Raw genomic sequence first — 15800 nt, 5'->3', positions numbered from 1 at the left:
CGCTTGGTCGATCAGTAACCAGCTACGCCAGATTTTCCCAAGCGGCTCTGATTTCGTTGAGCCGTGCGTCTGCGCGACCTTCGACGTCATCGCAACTGAAATAGAGGATCGATAGCGCTGCAAGGAGGCCAGGATAGCCGGAGACGGAATCCATCCTCACAAGGATTTCAGAAACCGGCAACCGCCTGCGTTCGATCATGGAGATCGCGCATTCCGCTGTCATAGGTGCCATCGGGTGGTCGAATTCGGATAGCCAAAAGTCGACCAGGGCAACGAGAGTGGCCGGTTCGACGGCAGCACTTGCGGGCAGATGGCAAAGCTCACCAAGTGCGAGGAAAGCGGCATTCGGTGAAATCCCGACGGCGGTTTCGATCAGTTCCCGGCTTTGTGGAATGTCGTGATACGGCCAGTTGCAATCGATCCGGTCGGCGAATTCTGCTTCCGTCATCTGAGCGCTACTCCGCCGCCTCTTCGATCTTCTCCATATCATCGTCCGACAGGCCGAAATGGTGGCCGATCTCGTGGATCAGCACGTGGGTGACGATGTCGCCAAGCGTTTCTTCGTTCTCGGACCAGTAGTCGAGGATGGCGCGGCGGTAGAGCGTGATGCGGTTCGGGCCCTCGCCGGTCTGCGGGTTCCAGCGTTCGGCGATGCCGCGTCCCTCGAACAGGCCGAGCAGGTCGAAGGGCGTCTCCAGCGACAGGTCGTCCATGATCTCGTCGGTCGGGAACTCGGCGATCTGGATGACGATCTCGCCGGTCAGCTTGCGAAAATCCTCCGGCAGATGCGCGTACGCCTCCAGCGCCAGGAACTCCATTTCGTCCATCGAGGGCGAGAGTTCGTCGTGCCAGGTGCGGGTCTTGTAGATGCGGGCCATGCTTTGTCCTTTGATCCCGGCATATAGGCTTTCGCACCGGAATCGGCAAATGAACGGGCCGATGCGCCTGCGCCATCCCTGCCGAGAGGAATAAATTCCCCATGACTCTGCTTGACTCCTGGGTCACCCTCTGGAATCTATAGGAACATAACAGGAACAATTGTGAGTGGAAGCTGACCGTCATGGCGATGACCGCCGTGGCGCGGGAGACTGTTTTTGCCCTGCGCCGCCAGATCGCGAAAATCGAGGGAACGCTGCCCGAGCGCTTGGCTGCGCCGGCCGCCGCGCCCCTTCACGCCGACGCCAACACCGATCTCACAATCGTCCGGCGTGGCATTGCCGCGGCGTTGCCGGATGCGTTTCTGCCTATCGGTGTCGAGCGCCTCGACGCCGCCCTAAGCGGCGGCCTGCCGAAGGCCGCCCTGAGTGAAATCCATGGCAGCGAAACCCGCGATGCCGGGGCCGTCGCCGGCTTCGCTTTGTCGCTCACCAGTCTGATCCTCAAGCAAACGCCGGGGCTGCCGGTGCTGTGGATCGGCACATCGGAGATTTTTCGCGAGGCCGGCTTTCCCTATGCCAGGGGGCTTCACGCCTCGTTCGGCATCAAGCCGGAGCAATTGCTGTTTTCCGAGGCGCCAAGGCTTGTGGATGCGCTGTGGGTCGCCGAGGAAGCGGCCCGGATGACAGCACTTGCCGCCGTCATCCTGGAAATCCGCGGCAATCCGCAGCGGCTGGACCTGACCGCGACACGGCGGCTGCATGCAAGGGCGCAAGCGGCCGGCCGCCCGGTGTTCCTGCTGCGGCAGGCGGCCGAACCCGAACCGACGGCGGCCCCCGTCCGCCTCATCGTCGCCTCGGCGCCGGCGGTGCCGGCGGTGCCGCGCGACACCATCGCCGGGCCGCTGGCCGGCTCGATCGGCCGCCCGGCCTTCGCCCTCACCATCGGCAAGAGCCGCACAGCCCTGCCTGGACAATTCACACTGGAGTGGAACCCCGATGAACGCGCATTCGACGAAAGATGGGGCGACGAAAAAAGGAGCGAGGGAAGAGACCGGACAAAGAATCCTGTCCCTGTGGTTTCCCTATCTGGCGGCGGAAAGGATCCTGCGCCAGCGTCTGGGGCGGTCCTGGCGTTCCTGGCCGTCGGATCACCTCTCTCACCCGCCGCTCGTGATCAGCCATCGCGACCGCAACGCGCAGCGCATCTCGGCCCTCGACGAGCGGGCTGAGGCGCTGCACCTGAAGCGCGACATGGGCATCGCCGATGCGCGCGCCATGCATCCGTCGATCGACATCGTCGAGGCCGATCCGGAAGCCGACCGCCGTCTGCTCGAAGGCCTTGCCGACTGGTGCGACCGCTACACCCCGCTGGTGGCGCTGGATGGCGCGGACGGCCTGTTTCTCGACGTCACCGGCTGCACCCATCTGTTCGGCGGCGAACGCGCCATGCTGGACGACATCCTGTCGCGCTTCTTCCATCAGGGTTTCGATGTCCGAGCCGGGCTTGCCGCGACGCCTGGCGCGGCCTGGGCGGCGGCACGCTTTTGCAGTGACCGCATCATTGTGTCAGGCGAGGAGGAAGCGCTGCTGGCACCCCTGCCGCTGGCCGCACTGCGCATCGAGCCGGCGACCCGCACCAGCCTGGAAAGCGTCGGCCTGCGCACGGCGGGCGCCGTCATGGCGGCACCGCGCGCGCCGCTCGCCCGCCGCTTTGGCGCCTTGCTGCTCCTGCGCCTCGACCAGGCGCTTGGCCGTCTCGACGAAGCGGTGTCGCCGCGCCTTCCCGTCGCGCCGCTTTCGGTCGAACGCCACCTCGCCGAACCCGTCACCCTGACCGAGGACATCGAACGGCTGGTGGGCATGCTGGCGGCGACCTTGAAAACCGACCTCGAACGCCGCGGCGAGGGTGCCAGGACGCTGGCGCTGCTGCTCTTTCGCGTCGACGGCGCCGTCAGCCGCATCGCGCTGGGCACCTCGCGGCCGATGCGCGAACCCATGCTGATCCAGAAACTGTTCCATGAGAGGCTGGCCGCGCTCGAGCAGGATATCGATGCCGGCTATGGTTTCGATCTGGTGCGGCTCTCGGTGTTGGCGGCCGCCACCTTCGACATGCAGCAGGCTGATCTGACTGGTGAAACGATCGACGATGGCGCCGATATCGCGCTGTTCGCCGACCGCATCCGCGCCCGGCTCGGCGAGGGCGCGGTTCTCCGGCCGGTCGCGGTCGAGAGCCATCTGCCGGAGCGCGCCGTCGCCACGATCCCCTTCACCGAAGCGCCGCGCCGGACCACGCCGCCGAAAAAGCCCGGCAGGCTGCAGGCGCCACAAACCATTTTTCCGCCGGAACGGCCAATCCGGCTGTTCCGCTCGCCCGAACCCATCGATGTGCCGGCCACTGAAATGCCGGAAGGACCACCGCTGCACTTCCGCTGGCGGCGCGCGCTCTACCGGGTCACGCGCGCCGAAGGGCCGGAACGCATCGCCGCCGAATGGTGGCGGGAAGCGCCAAGCGACGAGGCGGCATCGACGCGCGACTATTTCCGCATCGAGGATGCCGATGGCCGCCGCTATTGGCTCTACCGGCAAGGTCTTTACGGCAACACGCAGGTACCGCCGCGCTGGTTCATGCATGGTGTCTTCGCATGAACGCGCTGACCGTCATCCCCTATGAGTTCGGCATCCAGTCGAATTTCTCCTTCCTGCGCGGCGCCTCCAAGCCGGAGGAGCTGGTGGTCGCGGCCAAGCTCCTGGGCTTCTCGGCGATCGGGCTTGCCGACCGCAACACGGTGGCCGGCGTGGTGCGCGCCTGGCAGCAGGCCAAGGTCGAAAAGCTCTCCTATCACCCCGGCTGCCGGCTGGTTTTCGGCGACGGCACGCCGGACATCCTCGCCTATCCCCAGGACCGCAAGGGCTGGGGACATCTGTGCCGCATGCTTACCCAAGCCAATCTGCGCGACGAGAACGAAAAAGGCGCCACCCTTCTCCAGCGCGGCGACCTCCTCGAATGGGGTGACCTGATGTCGCTGGCGGTCCTGCCCGGTCTGTCGGCGGGCGCGGAAGATAGTCTTCCCCTGCTTGGAGACCTCAAAGGCCGCTTCGGCAGGAACCTGCGGCTTGGCGTTTCGCCCGACTACGCCGGCAATGACCGTTTCCGCATCGAGCAGGCCGCGGCGCTTGCCGAAAGCGTCGGTATTCCGCTGATGGCGACCAACGACGTTCTCTACCACACGGCCGAACGGCGCCCGCTGCAGGACGTGCTGACCGCGATCCGCCTCAACACGCCCGTCGCCGAGGTCGGGCTGCAACTCAGCGCCAATGCCGAGCGTCATCTGAAGCCGCCAATGGAGATGGCGCGCCTGTTCCGCAGGCATCCGCAAGCGCTGGCCGAGACGCTGCGGTTTGCGGAAGAACTGACCTTTTCGTTGAGCGACCTTCAGTACAATTATCCGGACGAGCCGACGGAATCGGGTCTTGGCCCACAGGCTGAACTGGAGCGGCTGGCGCGGGAGGGAGCGGCCAACCGCTATCCGGCGGGTGTGCCGGATTCGGTGACCAGGCGCATCGAGGAAGAGCTCGCTTTGATCGAACGCCTCAACTATGCCCGCTATTTCCTGACTGTCTACGACATCGTCAAGTTCGCGCGCAGCAAGGATATTCTCTGCCAGGGACGTGGATCGGCCGCCAATTCGGTCGTCTGCTTCTGCATCGGCATCACCGAAGTAGGACCGGAAAAAATCGATTCGCTCTTCGAGCGCTTCATTTCCGAGGAGAGAAACGAGCCGCCGGATATCGACGTCGATTTCGAGCACGAAAAGCGCGAAACCGTAATCCAGTACATCTACGAGAAATACAGCGGCAAGCGCACGGCACTTGCGGCCGCCGTCATCAGCTATCGCGGCCGTTCGGCGCTGCGCGAAGTGTCGAAGGCGATGGGCCTGTCCGAGGATGTCAGGGCATCGCTTTCCGGCTCGATCTGGGGTTGGTCGACATCGGAGCTTGGCGAGAAGGAAGCCCGCGCCGGCGGCCTCGACCGCACCGATCCGGTGTCGAGGCACGTGATGGAGCGTGCCAATGAGATCATGGGCTTCCCCCGCCATCTGTCGCAGCATGTCGGCGGCTTCGTCATCACCAGGGACCGGCTCGACGAGATCGTGCCCATCGTCAAGACGGCGATGGACGAGCGCAAGATGGTCGAATGGGACAAGGACGATCTCGACGCGGTGAAGATCCTGAAAGTCGACGTGCTGGCGCTCGGCATGCTGACCTGCCTGCAACGCGCCTTCACCTTGCTCACGGATCACTATCCTAATGCGCGGGATGACTATGGGCAGCCCTATGTGCTGGCCACCCTGCCGCCGGAAGATAAGCAGGTCTACAAGATGATCTGCCGCGCCGATACGCTCGGCGTCTTCCAGATCGAATCGCGCGCCCAGATGTCGATGCTGCCGCGCCTTGAGCCGAAAACCTTTTATGACCTTGTCATCGAGGTGGCGATCGTGCGGCCGGGCCCGATCCAGGGCGACATGGTCCACCCCTATCTGCGCCGCCGGCAAGGCAAGGAAAAACCCGAGTATCAAAAACCGGAGCTGGAGGCGATCCTCAGCAAGACACTAGGCGTACCGCTGTTCCAGGAGCAGGCGATGAATATCGCCATCGTCGCCGGCGGTTTCAAACCGGGCGAGGCCGATGAACTGCGCCGCGCCATGGCCACCTTCAAGCGCACCGGCACCATCGGCAATTACCGCGACCGTATGATCAATGGCATGGTCGGCAAGGGCTACACGAAGGACTTCGCCGAGCGCTGTTTCAAGCAGATCGAGGGCTTTGGCGAATATGGCTTTCCCGAAAGCCATGCCGCTTCCTTCGCCCTGCTCGTCTATGCCTCCTGCTGGTTCAAGACCTTCTATCCCGACGTGTTCTGCGCCGCGATCCTGAATTCGCAGCCGATGGGGTTTTACCAGCCGGCCCAGCTCGTGCGCGACGCAAGCGACCATGGCGTCGACATTCGCGATGTCGACGTCAATTTTTCGGTGTGGGATTGTACGCTGGAGAAAGCACCTTTCGATCCGGCCCGTATCCTCCCGCGCCATGCCGACATGCGCGGCGTCATCGAGACGAAGCATGCCGTCCGGCTCGGCTTCCGCCAGATCAAGGGCCTGTCGAAGGAGCGCATGGCAGCTTTCGTCGAACAGCGCGGCTCAGGCTACGTATCCGTCCGGGATGTCTGGTTGCGCTCCGGCCTCGATGTCGGCGAGATCGAGCGGTTGGCGCAGGCCGACGCCTTCCGTTCGCTCGGCCTTGATCGTCGCGAAGCCTTGTGGGCGGTGCGCGCACTCGACGGCAAGAGCGCCGCCGAAAGGCTGCCGCTGTTCGACCAGCCGGCGCTTCGCCTGCGCGAGCTGGAGCCCGAGACGAAGCTGCCGAAAATGCCGCTAGGCGAGCATGTCATCCATGATTACCGCGCGCTCGGCCTGTCGCTGAAGGCGCATCCGGTCGCCTTCCTGCGCGAGCGGCTCGACCGCGCCGGCGTCATCCCCAATGCGAACCTGCCTTCCGTGCGTGACGGCAGGCGCGTCTCCGTCGCCGGCCTCGTGCTGGTGCGGCAGCGCCCCGGCAAGGGCAATGCGATCTTCCTGACGCTGGAGGACGACAAGGCGGTGGCCAACGTCATCTTCTGGCAAAGAACCTTCGACCGTTACCGGCCGATCGTTATGGGCGCCCGGTTCGTCAAGGTCACCGGAAAATTGCAGTCGGAATCGGGCGTGGTCCACATCGTTGCCGAAAGGATCGAGGATTTGACGCCCTGGCTGACCGTACTCCTGGAGAAGGTCAGCGGGGCCGCACCAGCGGTTCCTCCGAGAGACCTCGCCAAGGACGGTTCGGATCGCTCCAGCCCCGCCAAACAAAGCGCACCGATCCGGCAGGATCTCGCAACGCTGTCGGAAGAAGCGGAAAGGGTCATGCCCAAGGGGCGCAATTTTCAGTAGGGAAGGCCATGGCAAAGGCGGAACGAAAGCGGACGTCGGCGATCCTTCGCGCCCCCCGCTGTCCCGCCAGCCTTCGGCAAATTGGCGGGTATAAGAAACGTGCCCCTCAGCCCGGCCCACCCAAGCGTGGCGGCGGCGGGGCGAGCACGTCCTCCACCGAAAGCGTCCGCGCCTCGGAGGGCAGCATGATCGGGATGCCGTCACGCACCGGATAGGCAATCTTGGCGACCCTGGAAATCAGTTCGCCGCGCTCTGGATCCCAGGCCAGCGGCCCCTTGGTCAGCGGGCAGGCCAAGAGTTCCAGCAGCTTGGGGTCGACCTTCTTCCCGTCACGTCCGTCCGCCATCGCGCCCTCTTACTGCAAACTCGAGCCAAAATCCTCATTCTCGCGCGCCAGTGCCATTTCGGTGATGGCGATCAGCGTCTCCGCCCGGGTCTTCAGGTCGGCTGCTTCGAGCAGCGCCTGTTTCTCGGCCGGCCCGTAGGGCGCCATCATCGACAGCGCATTGACCAGCATGGCATTTTCGGCGCGGCTGACGCTTTCCCAGTCGGCCTCCAAATCGTTGGCCTGCAGATAGGCGCGAAACGCCTTGAGCAGCGATGGCCGGTCGATCTCGTTGTCCGCCTGATCCTCGTCGAGATCGGCAAGGAAAGGCGCGGGCTTGCACTGGCGAAACGGCGTCTTGACCGTCAATTCGTGAGCGATGCGGAACCGGCACACGCCCTGCAGCGAAATCAGGTAGCGGCCGTCGCCACTTTCGGAGAAGGCGATGATGCGCCCGGCGCAACCGACATTGCAGAGCTCCGGCTCGCCATCGCCGCGCAAGGCGCCATCGAGACTGGGCTGGATGACGCCGATGAGCCGCGAGCCGGCAATCGCCTCGTCCACCATCTGCAGATAGCGCGGCTCGAAGATGTTGAGCGGCATGCGGCCTCCCGGCAGCAAAAGCGCACCCTCGAGCGGAAAGATCGGGATCGTCGACGGCAAATCCTTGGCGAGCCGGTAATGCGCGTTTCCCGCTTGCACCATATTCCTCCGATCGCTTCACCAGAAGCGCGTCATACCAGCTAATCTGGCGCAGTCGTCGCCGACGCCAAGCCCGTGCGGCAAAACAACCGGCAGCCGGCTCAGGAGAACAGCAGCGCCGACAATTTGCGGCGCGCCGCCAGCGTCGCCTCGTCGGTCATGCCCCAGGCCTCGAACAGCTGCAGCAATTGCGTCCTCGCGCCATCCTCGTTCCAGGCCCGGTCGGCCTTGATGATGGCCAGCAGATTGTCGGCCGCGGCCGTACGGTCGCCGTTGGCGTTCTGGATCATGGCCAGATCGAAGCGCGCCTGGTGATCCCCAGGATTTTCCGCCAGCCGGCGCTCGAACTCGGCTGGATTGCCGAGAGCCGCCGTCTGCGCCGCAACCGCCATCCTGGCGCGCAGGGCTGCTAGCGGCGGCGCATCCTTCTTGGCCTCCGGGGCTGTTGCCAAAAGCGCCTCGGCGCCTTCCGTGTCGCCGGCGTCGAACAACAGTTCGCCCAGTCCGGCGATCGCCTCGATCGTCTCCGGCACCTGCGCCAGGATAGCGTCATAAATGTCGGCCGCGGTCTGCATGTCGCCGGCGGCGCGCGCCTCAATGGCCGCGGCCAGGGCTTCGGCCACTGGCGGCGCGCCGTTGCCCTTGCCGCCGACCTTGGTGATGAATTCGTTGATCTGGCTCTCCGGGATGGCGCCCATGAAGCCATCGACCGGCTGGCCGTCCTTGAAGGCGATGACCGCCGGGATAGACTGGATGCCGAGCTGGCCGGCGATCGAGGGATGGTCGTCGATGTTCATCTTCACCAGCTTGACCCTGCCGCCGGCGGCCTTGACCGCCTTCTCCAACTGCGGCGTCAACTGCTTGCAAGGCCCGCACCAGGGCGCCCAGAAATCGACCAGCACCGGCTGCCGGCGCGATTCCTGGATGACATCGGCGGCAAAGGCAGCCGTCGTCGTGTCCTTGATCACGTCGGCGGGAGCGGCGGGCGCATCGCCAAGCGCGACTTTCGCCGGCGCCGGCGCGGCTCCACCATACTGCACCGAGGTGGTGTACTGGCCGCCATTGCCGCCAAAGGAGCCGCCGAACGGATTGTTGTCGCTCATCTCTCTACCCTTCCGTGGCGCCGCCGGCCGGCGGCCAGGCGCCCTATGCTTCAGACCATCTGACTCAAGCCATCCATGTGGCGATCACACGGAGACTTTCAAGATAGCAGCATCGTGCCCGGTTGCCTCGACGAATCTGATCAGGTCGCGCGCCGCGATCGATGTCGTCGCCTCATTGGTCAGCGGATGCCCATTGATGACCGCATGCTCCATCAAATCCTTGTCGAGCACGAGCTTGACCCTGTTTGCCGTGTCGTTGATGACGCCAAAGACCGTGACGGCGCCCGGTGTGACGCCGAGCAGCTCCATCAGCATCTCCGGCTTGCCGAAGGAAACCCGGCTGGCGGCGCCGATCACCTGGTGGATCTGCTTCAGGTCGACGACCGCGTCCTCGCCGACGGTGACCAGGAAGAAATTGTCCTTCTTGTCCTTAAGGAACAGGTTTTTCGTGTGCCCGCCGGCGATCTCGCCGCGCAGTGCCTGCGAATCGGCGACGGTATAGAGCGGCGGGTGGCGCTTCGTCGACGTGGCAATGCCGAGTTCGGCAAGAAAGGCCATCAAATCGGCTTCGGTCTTCGGCATCGGTTTCGTCCCGTTTCTCAAGCCAGCCGTTTACGGCCAATGGGGCAGCCGACACAAGACCGTCATGCGACATCATGGTGAGCGGCACCGCCCTTCGCGCTGGCGCCCCGCCGCCCGCCACTCACGCGCCCGCCGGCGGCTTGCCGGCCCCGCGCATCGTGTCGCAAAAAGCCTGCGATTTCCCTGTTGCAATCGCCGCGCTCTTCAGCCATATAGGCCCGGCTTGCGGCCAAGACGCCGCGCGAGCGGGTGTAGCTCAGGGGTAGAGCACAACCTTGCCAAGGTTGGGGTCGAGCGTTCGAATCGCTTCACCCGCTCCAAATCTTCTTTAGATTTGAAAAGCATAAAGGGCCCGGGTAACCGGGCCTTTTTGCTGTCTGGCGCCGAGGAGCGGGGGGACGACGTTTCCAGCCGAAGCCGGGAACGTAGGGCTGCCCATCCGACCTGGGTGTTGAGCCTCAACAGGTTGTCCGCGCGTAGAGCGAGGCGGCTCCGGAATTTGCGTCGCGGGCGATCGATATGCCATGGATAATCGGCCAACGGCTTTCGCTTCCATTTCGCGACCATGACGGCCGAGACCGCGAATCGGGCGCGAGCGACCTCCAGCGGCGTTGGCGCCGAGCAGGTAAATCAGCTAGAACTAACTCAGGCGGAACAATTGTCTGCGATTTCAGGAGACGACATGTCCGAGGAGCATGTTGAGCGTCGGCTGGCGGCGATCCTGGCCGCGGATGTGGTCGGCTATAGCCGCCTTATGGAGGTCGACGAAGAGCACACGCTCAATCTCCTTCGGCAGCATCGACGGGAGTTCTTCGATCCGACCGTCACCAAGCACGGTGGGCGCATCTTCAAAGTGATGGGTGACGGCTTTCTTGTCGAGTTCGGCAGCGTGATTAATGCGGCGCGCTGCGCGGTCGAGATCCAGCGCGGCATGCCCGAGCGGAATGCCGGCATCCCCGAGGACCGGCATTTCAAGTTTCGCATGGGCATCAACCTTGGCGACATCATCGTCGACGGTGATGATTTCCAGGGCGACGGTGTCAATCTTGCGGTGCGGCTGCAGGGCCTCGCGATGCCCGGCGGCATTGCCTGCTCGGAAGCGGTGCGCCATGCGGTCGGCAACAAGCTGGGCGTCGACTTCGCCGATCAGGGCACCAGGACCGTCAAGAACATTGCCCAGCAGGTGCATGTCTACTTCGCCAACTGGGACCAGGGCGTGTCTTATGTCGAGACGCATGTTGCGGCCAGAACCGTCCAGACGCTGGTGCGGTCCGACAAGCCGTCGGTGGCGATCCTGCCATTCGCCAATCTTAGCGCTGATCCCGACCAGCAGTATTTCAGCGATGGCATCACTGAAGACATCATAACCGACCTCTCGAACGTCTCCGGCCTGTTCGTGCTCAGCCGCAATACAGTCTTCGCGTTCAAGGGCAGGACCGACAAGATGGAACGCATCGCCAGGGAGCTTGGCGTCGGCTACATTGTCGAGGGCAGCGTCCGCAAGGCGGGAAACCGGGTCAGGATCAATGCCGAGTTGATCGAGGGCGCCACGGACGGACACGTTTGGGCTGCCCGCTACGACCGCGACCTCACCGACATCTTCGCCGTGCAGGACGAAATCGCCAAAGCGGTCGTGGCGCAGCTCAGGGTCAAGCTCCTGCCTGAGGAGAGGAAAGCTATCGAGCAGGCGCCGACGGACAATGTGGAAGCCTATACGCATTACCTTCGAGGGCGCGATTACAGCCACATCGCGACCAGAGCCAACCACCTGATGGCCAGACAAAGCTATATCAGGGCCATTGAGCTCGATCCGGGATATGCCCGTGCCTATGCAGGTCTGGCGGTCTGCGACGTACGCCTTCAGTCGAACTACGGCTCACCGATCCATGTGGACGACATTCTCGCGACCGCGGACAAGGCCCTGGCCCTGGACGCGAATTTGGCCGAAGCGCATTCAGCCAGGGGCTTTGCCCTGTCCCTCGCCGATCGCCGTTCCGAGGCTGCGGCGGCGTTCGAACAGGCTCTTACGCTCGACGCCAATTGCCACGAGGCCAATCGTTACTATGCCGAGTTTTGCGTAACCGGCGGCCAGTTCGAGTTCGCCGCCACGTACTTCATGCGCGCGATGGAAATCAAACCGTCCGACTACGGCGCACCGGTGATGCTGGTGAACGTCTTTCGTACTCTCGGCCAACAGAACGACGCGGAGCTTTATGCACGAATCGCATTGGAGAGAGCTGAAGAGGAACTCCGTTTGCATCCCGAGAACGCCAATTGTGCCTGCCTAGGGGCTATCGTGCTGGCCTTCCTTGGTGAACGCGATAGGCGTGTCTGTATGGGCTTGGGTTACCCTTAGGATTGTCAAATAACCCTAGTGCATCTCTACTTCACTCATATGTCTACGTATGGCTTATTTCAGTGCGTCAGATTACTGTTCGGCCCTCCGGCGGTAACCTTCATTGCTTACAGGAGGGCTGGACTAGTTGTCGGAGATTTTGGGTTGGTTGTTGGGTTCTTCATTTTTGTCACTACCGCAATAATTTGGAGTCAGCATCTACGGCGAATGATATTTCACCTATAAAATCAGTCGGACGGGAAGGGCAGAGAAACGACCACGTCAGCACCACATGGCCAGCGGCCGGTTGCCCTCCATAGTCTGATCCTCGCCGAGGACAGGTTCTCAAATTGAGGCGTCCAACTGCCTACCGACCAGCGAGGTTGAGCGCAGATCGGGAGCAGAGCAGAACCGCACATTCGCAAATAACCATGCAAGCATGGTCATGATTTCTTGGATGTATCAGCCCTAGGTTGCCTTCAGGGCAAAAATGCGCTTCAATTCTTCATGGAGCATTCCGCTCCACACAAAAGGAGGGCCACACATGCGTAGTCTTCTTATCAAAGCAATGGTTGCACTCCTGACCTCGTCGTCAGGCGTGTTTCTGTTGACCGTTGCTGCCGAGGCCGGAAGGTCAGGCGGTTAAACTGGACTGGAGCCGCTGCGGGAAAACACACTCTCCCGCAGCGGCACCGCGATAGGAGATCGAGATGATATACGTAGTCGAGGAACCCAAGCCAGACGGATGGATTTTCTCCTTCGGCGAGGACGGCACCCCGTTCATTGTCTGGGACGAAGTCGCTGCCAAGCTGGTCGAAGAGGACAACCCCTCCTACCTCGTGCGGCCGTTCGTTCTGACTGGAGAACCGGGTGGGATTCGAACCCACGACGCCCGTTAGGGATCGGGTTGAAAAGCGCGCTATCGACCACCCTTGCCACCGGTCCGTTCTGCGCCCCAACACGGATTCGAACCGAATTCTTCCTGCTTACAAGGCAAGGCTTCACCAGCAAAGCTTTTGGGGCATGATCTGGACCTTTTTCAAACCTCATTTTCAATCTTAGCCCCGAAAAGTTGCGCTTTACTAATCCTTATTTTGTCGATCGTGAACAATGAGATTGGTCAGGCTTCGATCTCGTTTGGCTGAGTTTGGAGGGCTGCGATGAGAAGCCACAAAAGCTGCCTGAACCAGTTTATTTTTGCTGACACTTTAGAAAGCACCACATATCTTGTGGTATACAATGACTATGTAACCATCGAGGTATAAATAACGATCAACTTCAAGGTTAAAGCAGTGGTTGGCGCTTCGCCCGGAGAATACTATGTTCAGATCAAGGATAAATCCTTAGGCGAAACCATTGCAAGCGGCCCTGACGATGGAACTATCACTGTGTCCTAAGCCGACCAGTTCTAAAGAAATATTCTGTGACTAACCGCAAAGTCGCATCGGCATCAGCGGCTCTGCCCTCACGCCAGCGCGAATTCGATGCGGAAACGATACCCAAGCGCATGCAGCAAGTGGCGGACGATAACCGCGATGTCGGATCTCCGTATGCGCGACGTGAGCGCGCTCCGTCCTTCCTGCGAGCACATATATTTGCGCTTGGTCATGGCCAGCTTCACGGGGCCAGCGAGAAATCAGCTCGCTGGCCGCCCCGCCTTCCGCAGCGACGCCTGATGCACCAGCGAGGTCCAGCTGTTGGTCGAGGCGAGATGGCAATAGAGCAGGCCGAGCGCGCCGGATTTGCGCAGGTCGAGAAACGCCTCGTCGCTCAATCTGTTGAAGGCCGGCTCGTCGATCACCTGGAAATCGGTGAGGTTGAGCACCTCGCCGCCTTCCAGTGTCACCTTGCTCTGGCGTGGCGAAAACAGGCCGTGCGCATCGATCTTTTCGACCATCTCGCGAGTGGCTCGGAAGTCGATCTGAAACTGGTTGCAGAAGGCGAGCGCCTGTTTGGTCGCTTCGGTCGGCTCGTTGCCGGTGAAGAACGGCAGGATCTTGTCATCGCGGGACGGTGCCAGCAACTGGTCGACGACCCGGCCGCTGGCCCGTTCGACGCACAGCGTCAGCCGGCCGGCCGATGTCGGGTCTTCGGCCAGGATGAAGGGATGGCGGCGGACATAGGCGGGGATGTAGTGCGGCGCGGTCCATTTGCCTTCGGCATCGACGAACAGGTTCTCGTTCTGGCGCACGCCGGTGATGATCACCGGCGCCTTGGCCGGGCCGATGAAGACGATAGGGTAGGAGCGCATCGCCGCCGGCATTTCCGACGCCACCACCGGAATGGCGTGCGCCGAGCGGGCGAAGCCGAAATCGCTGCGTGCAGTCAGGCCGAGCGAGCCGTGCCGCGCCGGGTTGAGCGCCTCGGGCCTCGAATAGAACAGCGGCATCGCGTCGCCCGTCACTTCCGTCTTTGCATCAGCCATCATCCGTCTCCCGCACGCCCATCAGGCTGCCAATGGTCCCGAAGCCGGGATCTATGCTTGTGTGCGCTGATCTTGGGTCGAAAGGAACCCCGCGCAGGAACAAAGTACTACAGCGTCTCTCGCGCGCATAAAAGGACAGGCGGTGCTGTATTTTGGGATTGCGGCGGTCGATTGTCTTGGGGACACGACCGCCAGCCTGCCCGCCTCTGGACAGCTTGCGGCGAAGCGGCGACAGTGCCTCCGCTGGAGCAATTCCAGGAAAAGTGTGGAGCGGTTTTCCCTTGGCAATTGCGAAGAAACAAAAGCCGGATCAGCGATCCGAACGCTGAACCGCTCCAGCGGACAGATTGAGGCAAACGGGATGGCGGATTTCGAGCAGGGACAAACCTTCACCATAGAAGCCGGGGGCCAGCAGATCCCGCTCGAACTGAGCGCGGTCAAGCCCATCGCCGCCAGCCCACGCCCGGGTGGCGGTTTCTCGCTGCTGTTCAAAGGCCCGCGCGACATCGCACTGCCGCAGGCGACCTATCTTTTCACGGGGGAAAGCGGCAGCCACGAGATCTTCATCGTGCCGGTTGCGGCCGATGCGACGGGGCGGCTGTACGAGGCGGTGTTCAATTAGGACCCAGTTTTGGGCTGCATGCAGGCCTATCGCATCGTGACAGGGCCTGATGGGACAATCCTTGCCGCCGGCGCCGCCCCTCACTGTCCTGCCGGACATCTCTCCCCGTAGACGGGGCGAGAGTGGCTGGCTGCGACGCCGGCGCCTTTCTTGCAACGCTGGAGATTGGCGAAATCCGCGATGAAAGCGTCCCTCTCCCCGTCACTATACGGGGAGAGGATGCCGGCAGGCAGGTGAGGGGCAGCGCAAACGATGACCATAGACAATGATCGCATCCGCCAACAAATCGGTTCCGACGATCATAGATCGTCGCCCCCCGGCGGCGCACACGCCATCAGGTCATAAACGCCCTTGTCCTCGACGACCGCGAAGCCGAGCGCGACATAAAGCCGTCTCGCCGGATTGTGCTTCTCGACATGGATCGACGCTGATTTGCCGGCTAACCATGCCTCGTCGATGAGGTCGCAGAGCAGCGCGGTGCCGTAACCCTTGCGGCGATGATGCGTCAGGAAGGCGATGTCGATGATGCGGTGCTGGGTTGGCCAGCGCTCGATATAGAGTCGGCCGATGTCTTCGCTATCGCCTTCCACCACCAGCCAATCGGCCTCGGGATAGTGTTTTCGGTAATGCGCGTGCTGGGCCTGGAACTGCATGCCGAGGAATTCGGCCTTCTGCGCCTCGCTCCACGACGTCACCGCGAGTTCTTCGAAGCGGGTCGAGGCATAGAGTCGCGACAGGAACGGCAAGTCCGCCTCCACTGCCGCACGAAAGCGGAGCCCGGCCGTGTCAGACCGGGGCCAGACCGGACGGGCCTGCTTGCCTTCCGCCACGCTGCCGGAAA

General features: G+C 62.7%; 15 protein-coding genes and 3 tRNA genes. 7 read left to right on the top strand and 11 right to left on the bottom strand.

Features of this window, described 5'->3' with window-relative positions:
* Positions 1-22: 22 nt before the first annotated feature.
* Positions 23-448 (bottom strand): hypothetical protein, encoded by a 426-nt coding sequence (locus EOB80_RS20320; protein WP_127329292.1) that lies wholly within the window; start codon positions 446-448, stop codon positions 23-25.
* A gap of 7 nt (positions 449-455) precedes the next feature.
* Positions 456-878: a metallopeptidase family protein gene (locus EOB80_RS20315; protein ID WP_023763026.1), complete on the bottom strand. Its 423-nt coding sequence runs from the start codon at positions 876-878 to the stop codon at positions 456-458.
* Positions 879-1060: 182 nt separating this feature from the next.
* Here EOB80_RS20315 and EOB80_RS35395 point away from each other — a divergent pair, with 182 nt between their 5' ends.
* Genes EOB80_RS35395 through EOB80_RS20300 form a run of 3 tightly spaced genes read left to right on the top strand, consistent with a single transcriptional unit; the run spans position 1061 to position 6865 of the window.
* A complete protein-coding gene (locus EOB80_RS35395) occupies positions 1061-2107 on the top strand; it encodes a hypothetical protein (protein ID WP_127329290.1) in 1047 nt (348 codons plus the stop codon).
* The gene (locus tag EOB80_RS20305) at positions 2049-3524 is read left to right on the top strand and encodes a DNA polymerase Y family protein (RefSeq protein WP_245466401.1); all 1476 of its coding nucleotides are present in this window, start codon (positions 2049-2051) and stop codon (positions 3522-3524) included. The genes EOB80_RS35395 and EOB80_RS20305 overlap by 59 nt, the downstream gene beginning before the upstream one ends.
* Positions 3521-6865: an error-prone DNA polymerase gene (locus EOB80_RS20300; protein WP_127329288.1), complete on the top strand. Its 3345-nt coding sequence runs from the start codon at positions 3521-3523 to the stop codon at positions 6863-6865. The genes EOB80_RS20305 and EOB80_RS20300 overlap by 4 nt, the downstream gene beginning before the upstream one ends.
* 106 nt (positions 6866-6971) lie before the next feature.
* Here the strand turns inward: EOB80_RS20300 and EOB80_RS20295 are convergent, their stop codons facing one another.
* The 4 genes from EOB80_RS20295 to EOB80_RS20280 form a co-directional block, all read right to left on the bottom strand.
* Positions 6972-7211: a Trm112 family protein gene (locus EOB80_RS20295; protein ID WP_013528775.1), complete on the bottom strand. Its 240-nt coding sequence runs from the start codon at positions 7209-7211 to the stop codon at positions 6972-6974.
* 9 nt (positions 7212-7220) lie between these two features.
* Entirely contained in the window at positions 7221-7892 is a 672-nt protein-coding gene (locus EOB80_RS20290; RefSeq protein WP_023810888.1) for an LON peptidase substrate-binding domain-containing protein, read from the bottom strand.
* Positions 7893-7993: 101 nt separating this feature from the next.
* Entirely contained in the window at positions 7994-8995 is a 1002-nt protein-coding gene (trxA, locus tag EOB80_RS20285; protein WP_127329286.1) for a thioredoxin, read from the bottom strand.
* Between the two features lie 84 nt (positions 8996-9079).
* Complete coding sequence (locus EOB80_RS20280) at positions 9080-9577, bottom strand: prolyl-tRNA synthetase associated domain-containing protein (protein ID WP_127271756.1); 498 nt, start codon at positions 9575-9577, stop codon at positions 9080-9082.
* A gap of 245 nt (positions 9578-9822) precedes the next feature.
* On the opposite strand from EOB80_RS20280, the gene EOB80_RS20275 reads away from it, so the two are divergent.
* The 3 genes from EOB80_RS20275 (at position 9823) to EOB80_RS20265 (ending at position 12811) form a co-directional block, all read left to right on the top strand.
* Positions 9823-9897 (top strand) — tRNA-Gly (locus EOB80_RS20275).
* 362 nt (positions 9898-10259) lie between these two features.
* Entirely contained in the window at positions 10260-11933 is a 1674-nt protein-coding gene (locus tag EOB80_RS20270; RefSeq protein ID WP_127329355.1) for an adenylate/guanylate cyclase domain-containing protein, read from the top strand.
* A 689-nt stretch (positions 11934-12622) separates the two neighbouring features.
* Positions 12623-12811, top strand: a complete 189-nt coding sequence (locus tag EOB80_RS20265) for a hypothetical protein (protein ID WP_127329284.1) — start codon at positions 12623-12625, stop codon at positions 12809-12811.
* On the opposite strand, the gene EOB80_RS20260 is transcribed toward EOB80_RS20265, so the two are convergent.
* From EOB80_RS20260 to EOB80_RS20250, 4 genes are all read right to left on the bottom strand, one after another.
* Positions 12772-12857, bottom strand: a tRNA-OTHER gene (locus EOB80_RS20260). The genes EOB80_RS20265 and EOB80_RS20260 overlap by 40 nt on opposite strands.
* A 6-nt stretch (positions 12858-12863) precedes the next feature.
* Positions 12864-12935, bottom strand: a tRNA-Thr gene (locus EOB80_RS20255).
* Between the two features lie 442 nt (positions 12936-13377).
* On the bottom strand, positions 13378-13521 hold the full coding sequence (locus tag EOB80_RS34580; RefSeq protein WP_164762675.1) for a hypothetical protein: 144 nt from the start codon (positions 13519-13521) through the stop codon (positions 13378-13380).
* 27 nt (positions 13522-13548) lie between these two features.
* Positions 13549-14337, bottom strand: coding sequence for a SapC family protein (locus EOB80_RS20250; protein WP_127329282.1), 789 nt, complete (start codon positions 14335-14337; stop codon positions 13549-13551).
* Positions 14338-14479: 142 nt separating this feature from the next.
* Here EOB80_RS20250 and EOB80_RS35390 point away from each other — a divergent pair, with 142 nt between their 5' ends.
* On the top strand, positions 14480-14959 hold the full coding sequence (locus EOB80_RS35390; RefSeq protein WP_245466399.1) for a hypothetical protein: 480 nt from the start codon (positions 14480-14482) through the stop codon (positions 14957-14959).
* Positions 14960-15258: 299 nt separating this feature from the next.
* Here EOB80_RS35390 and EOB80_RS20235 read toward each other — a convergent pair whose 3' ends face one another.
* Positions 15259-15789, bottom strand: a complete 531-nt coding sequence (locus EOB80_RS20235; RefSeq protein ID WP_348629538.1) for a GNAT family N-acetyltransferase — start codon at positions 15787-15789, stop codon at positions 15259-15261.
* Positions 15790-15800: the final 11 nt, after the last annotated feature.

Origin of the sequence: Mesorhizobium sp. M7A.F.Ca.MR.245.00.0.0 (genome assembly GCF_003997415.1) — a bacterium.
Classification (GTDB): Bacteria; Pseudomonadota; Alphaproteobacteria; order Rhizobiales; family Rhizobiaceae; genus Mesorhizobium.
Note: the sequence above shows the minus strand (reverse complement) of the source record. Positions and strands in the feature narration are given on the sequence as shown.

Excerpts from the sequence above, each read along its gene's own strand:
- EOB80_RS20320 (WP_127329292.1), bottom strand. The coding sequence starts at position 448 with ATGACGGAAGCAGAATTCGCCGACCGGATCGATTGCAACTGGCCGTAT.
- EOB80_RS20315 (WP_023763026.1), bottom strand. The coding sequence starts at position 878 with ATGGCCCGCATCTACAAGACCCGCACCTGGCACGACGAACTCTCGCCC.
- EOB80_RS35395 (WP_127329290.1), top strand. The coding sequence starts at position 1,061 with ATGGCGATGACCGCCGTGGCGCGGGAGACTGTTTTTGCCCTGCGCCGC.
- EOB80_RS20300 (WP_127329288.1), top strand. The coding sequence starts at position 3,521 with ATGAACGCGCTGACCGTCATCCCCTATGAGTTCGGCATCCAGTCGAAT.
- EOB80_RS20295 (WP_013528775.1), bottom strand. The coding sequence starts at position 7,211 with ATGGCGGACGGACGTGACGGGAAGAAGGTCGACCCCAAGCTGCTGGAA.
- trxA (WP_127329286.1), bottom strand. The coding sequence starts at position 8,995 with ATGAGCGACAACAATCCGTTCGGCGGCTCCTTTGGCGGCAATGGCGGC.
- EOB80_RS20280 (WP_127271756.1), bottom strand. The coding sequence starts at position 9,577 with ATGCCGAAGACCGAAGCCGATTTGATGGCCTTTCTTGCCGAACTCGGC.
- EOB80_RS20270 (WP_127329355.1), top strand. The coding sequence starts at position 10,260 with ATGTCCGAGGAGCATGTTGAGCGTCGGCTGGCGGCGATCCTGGCCGCG.
- EOB80_RS20265 (WP_127329284.1), top strand. The coding sequence starts at position 12,623 with ATGATATACGTAGTCGAGGAACCCAAGCCAGACGGATGGATTTTCTCC.
- EOB80_RS34580 (WP_164762675.1), bottom strand. The coding sequence starts at position 13,521 with ATGACCAAGCGCAAATATATGTGCTCGCAGGAAGGACGGAGCGCGCTC.
- EOB80_RS20250 (WP_127329282.1), bottom strand. The coding sequence starts at position 14,337 with ATGGCTGATGCAAAGACGGAAGTGACGGGCGACGCGATGCCGCTGTTC.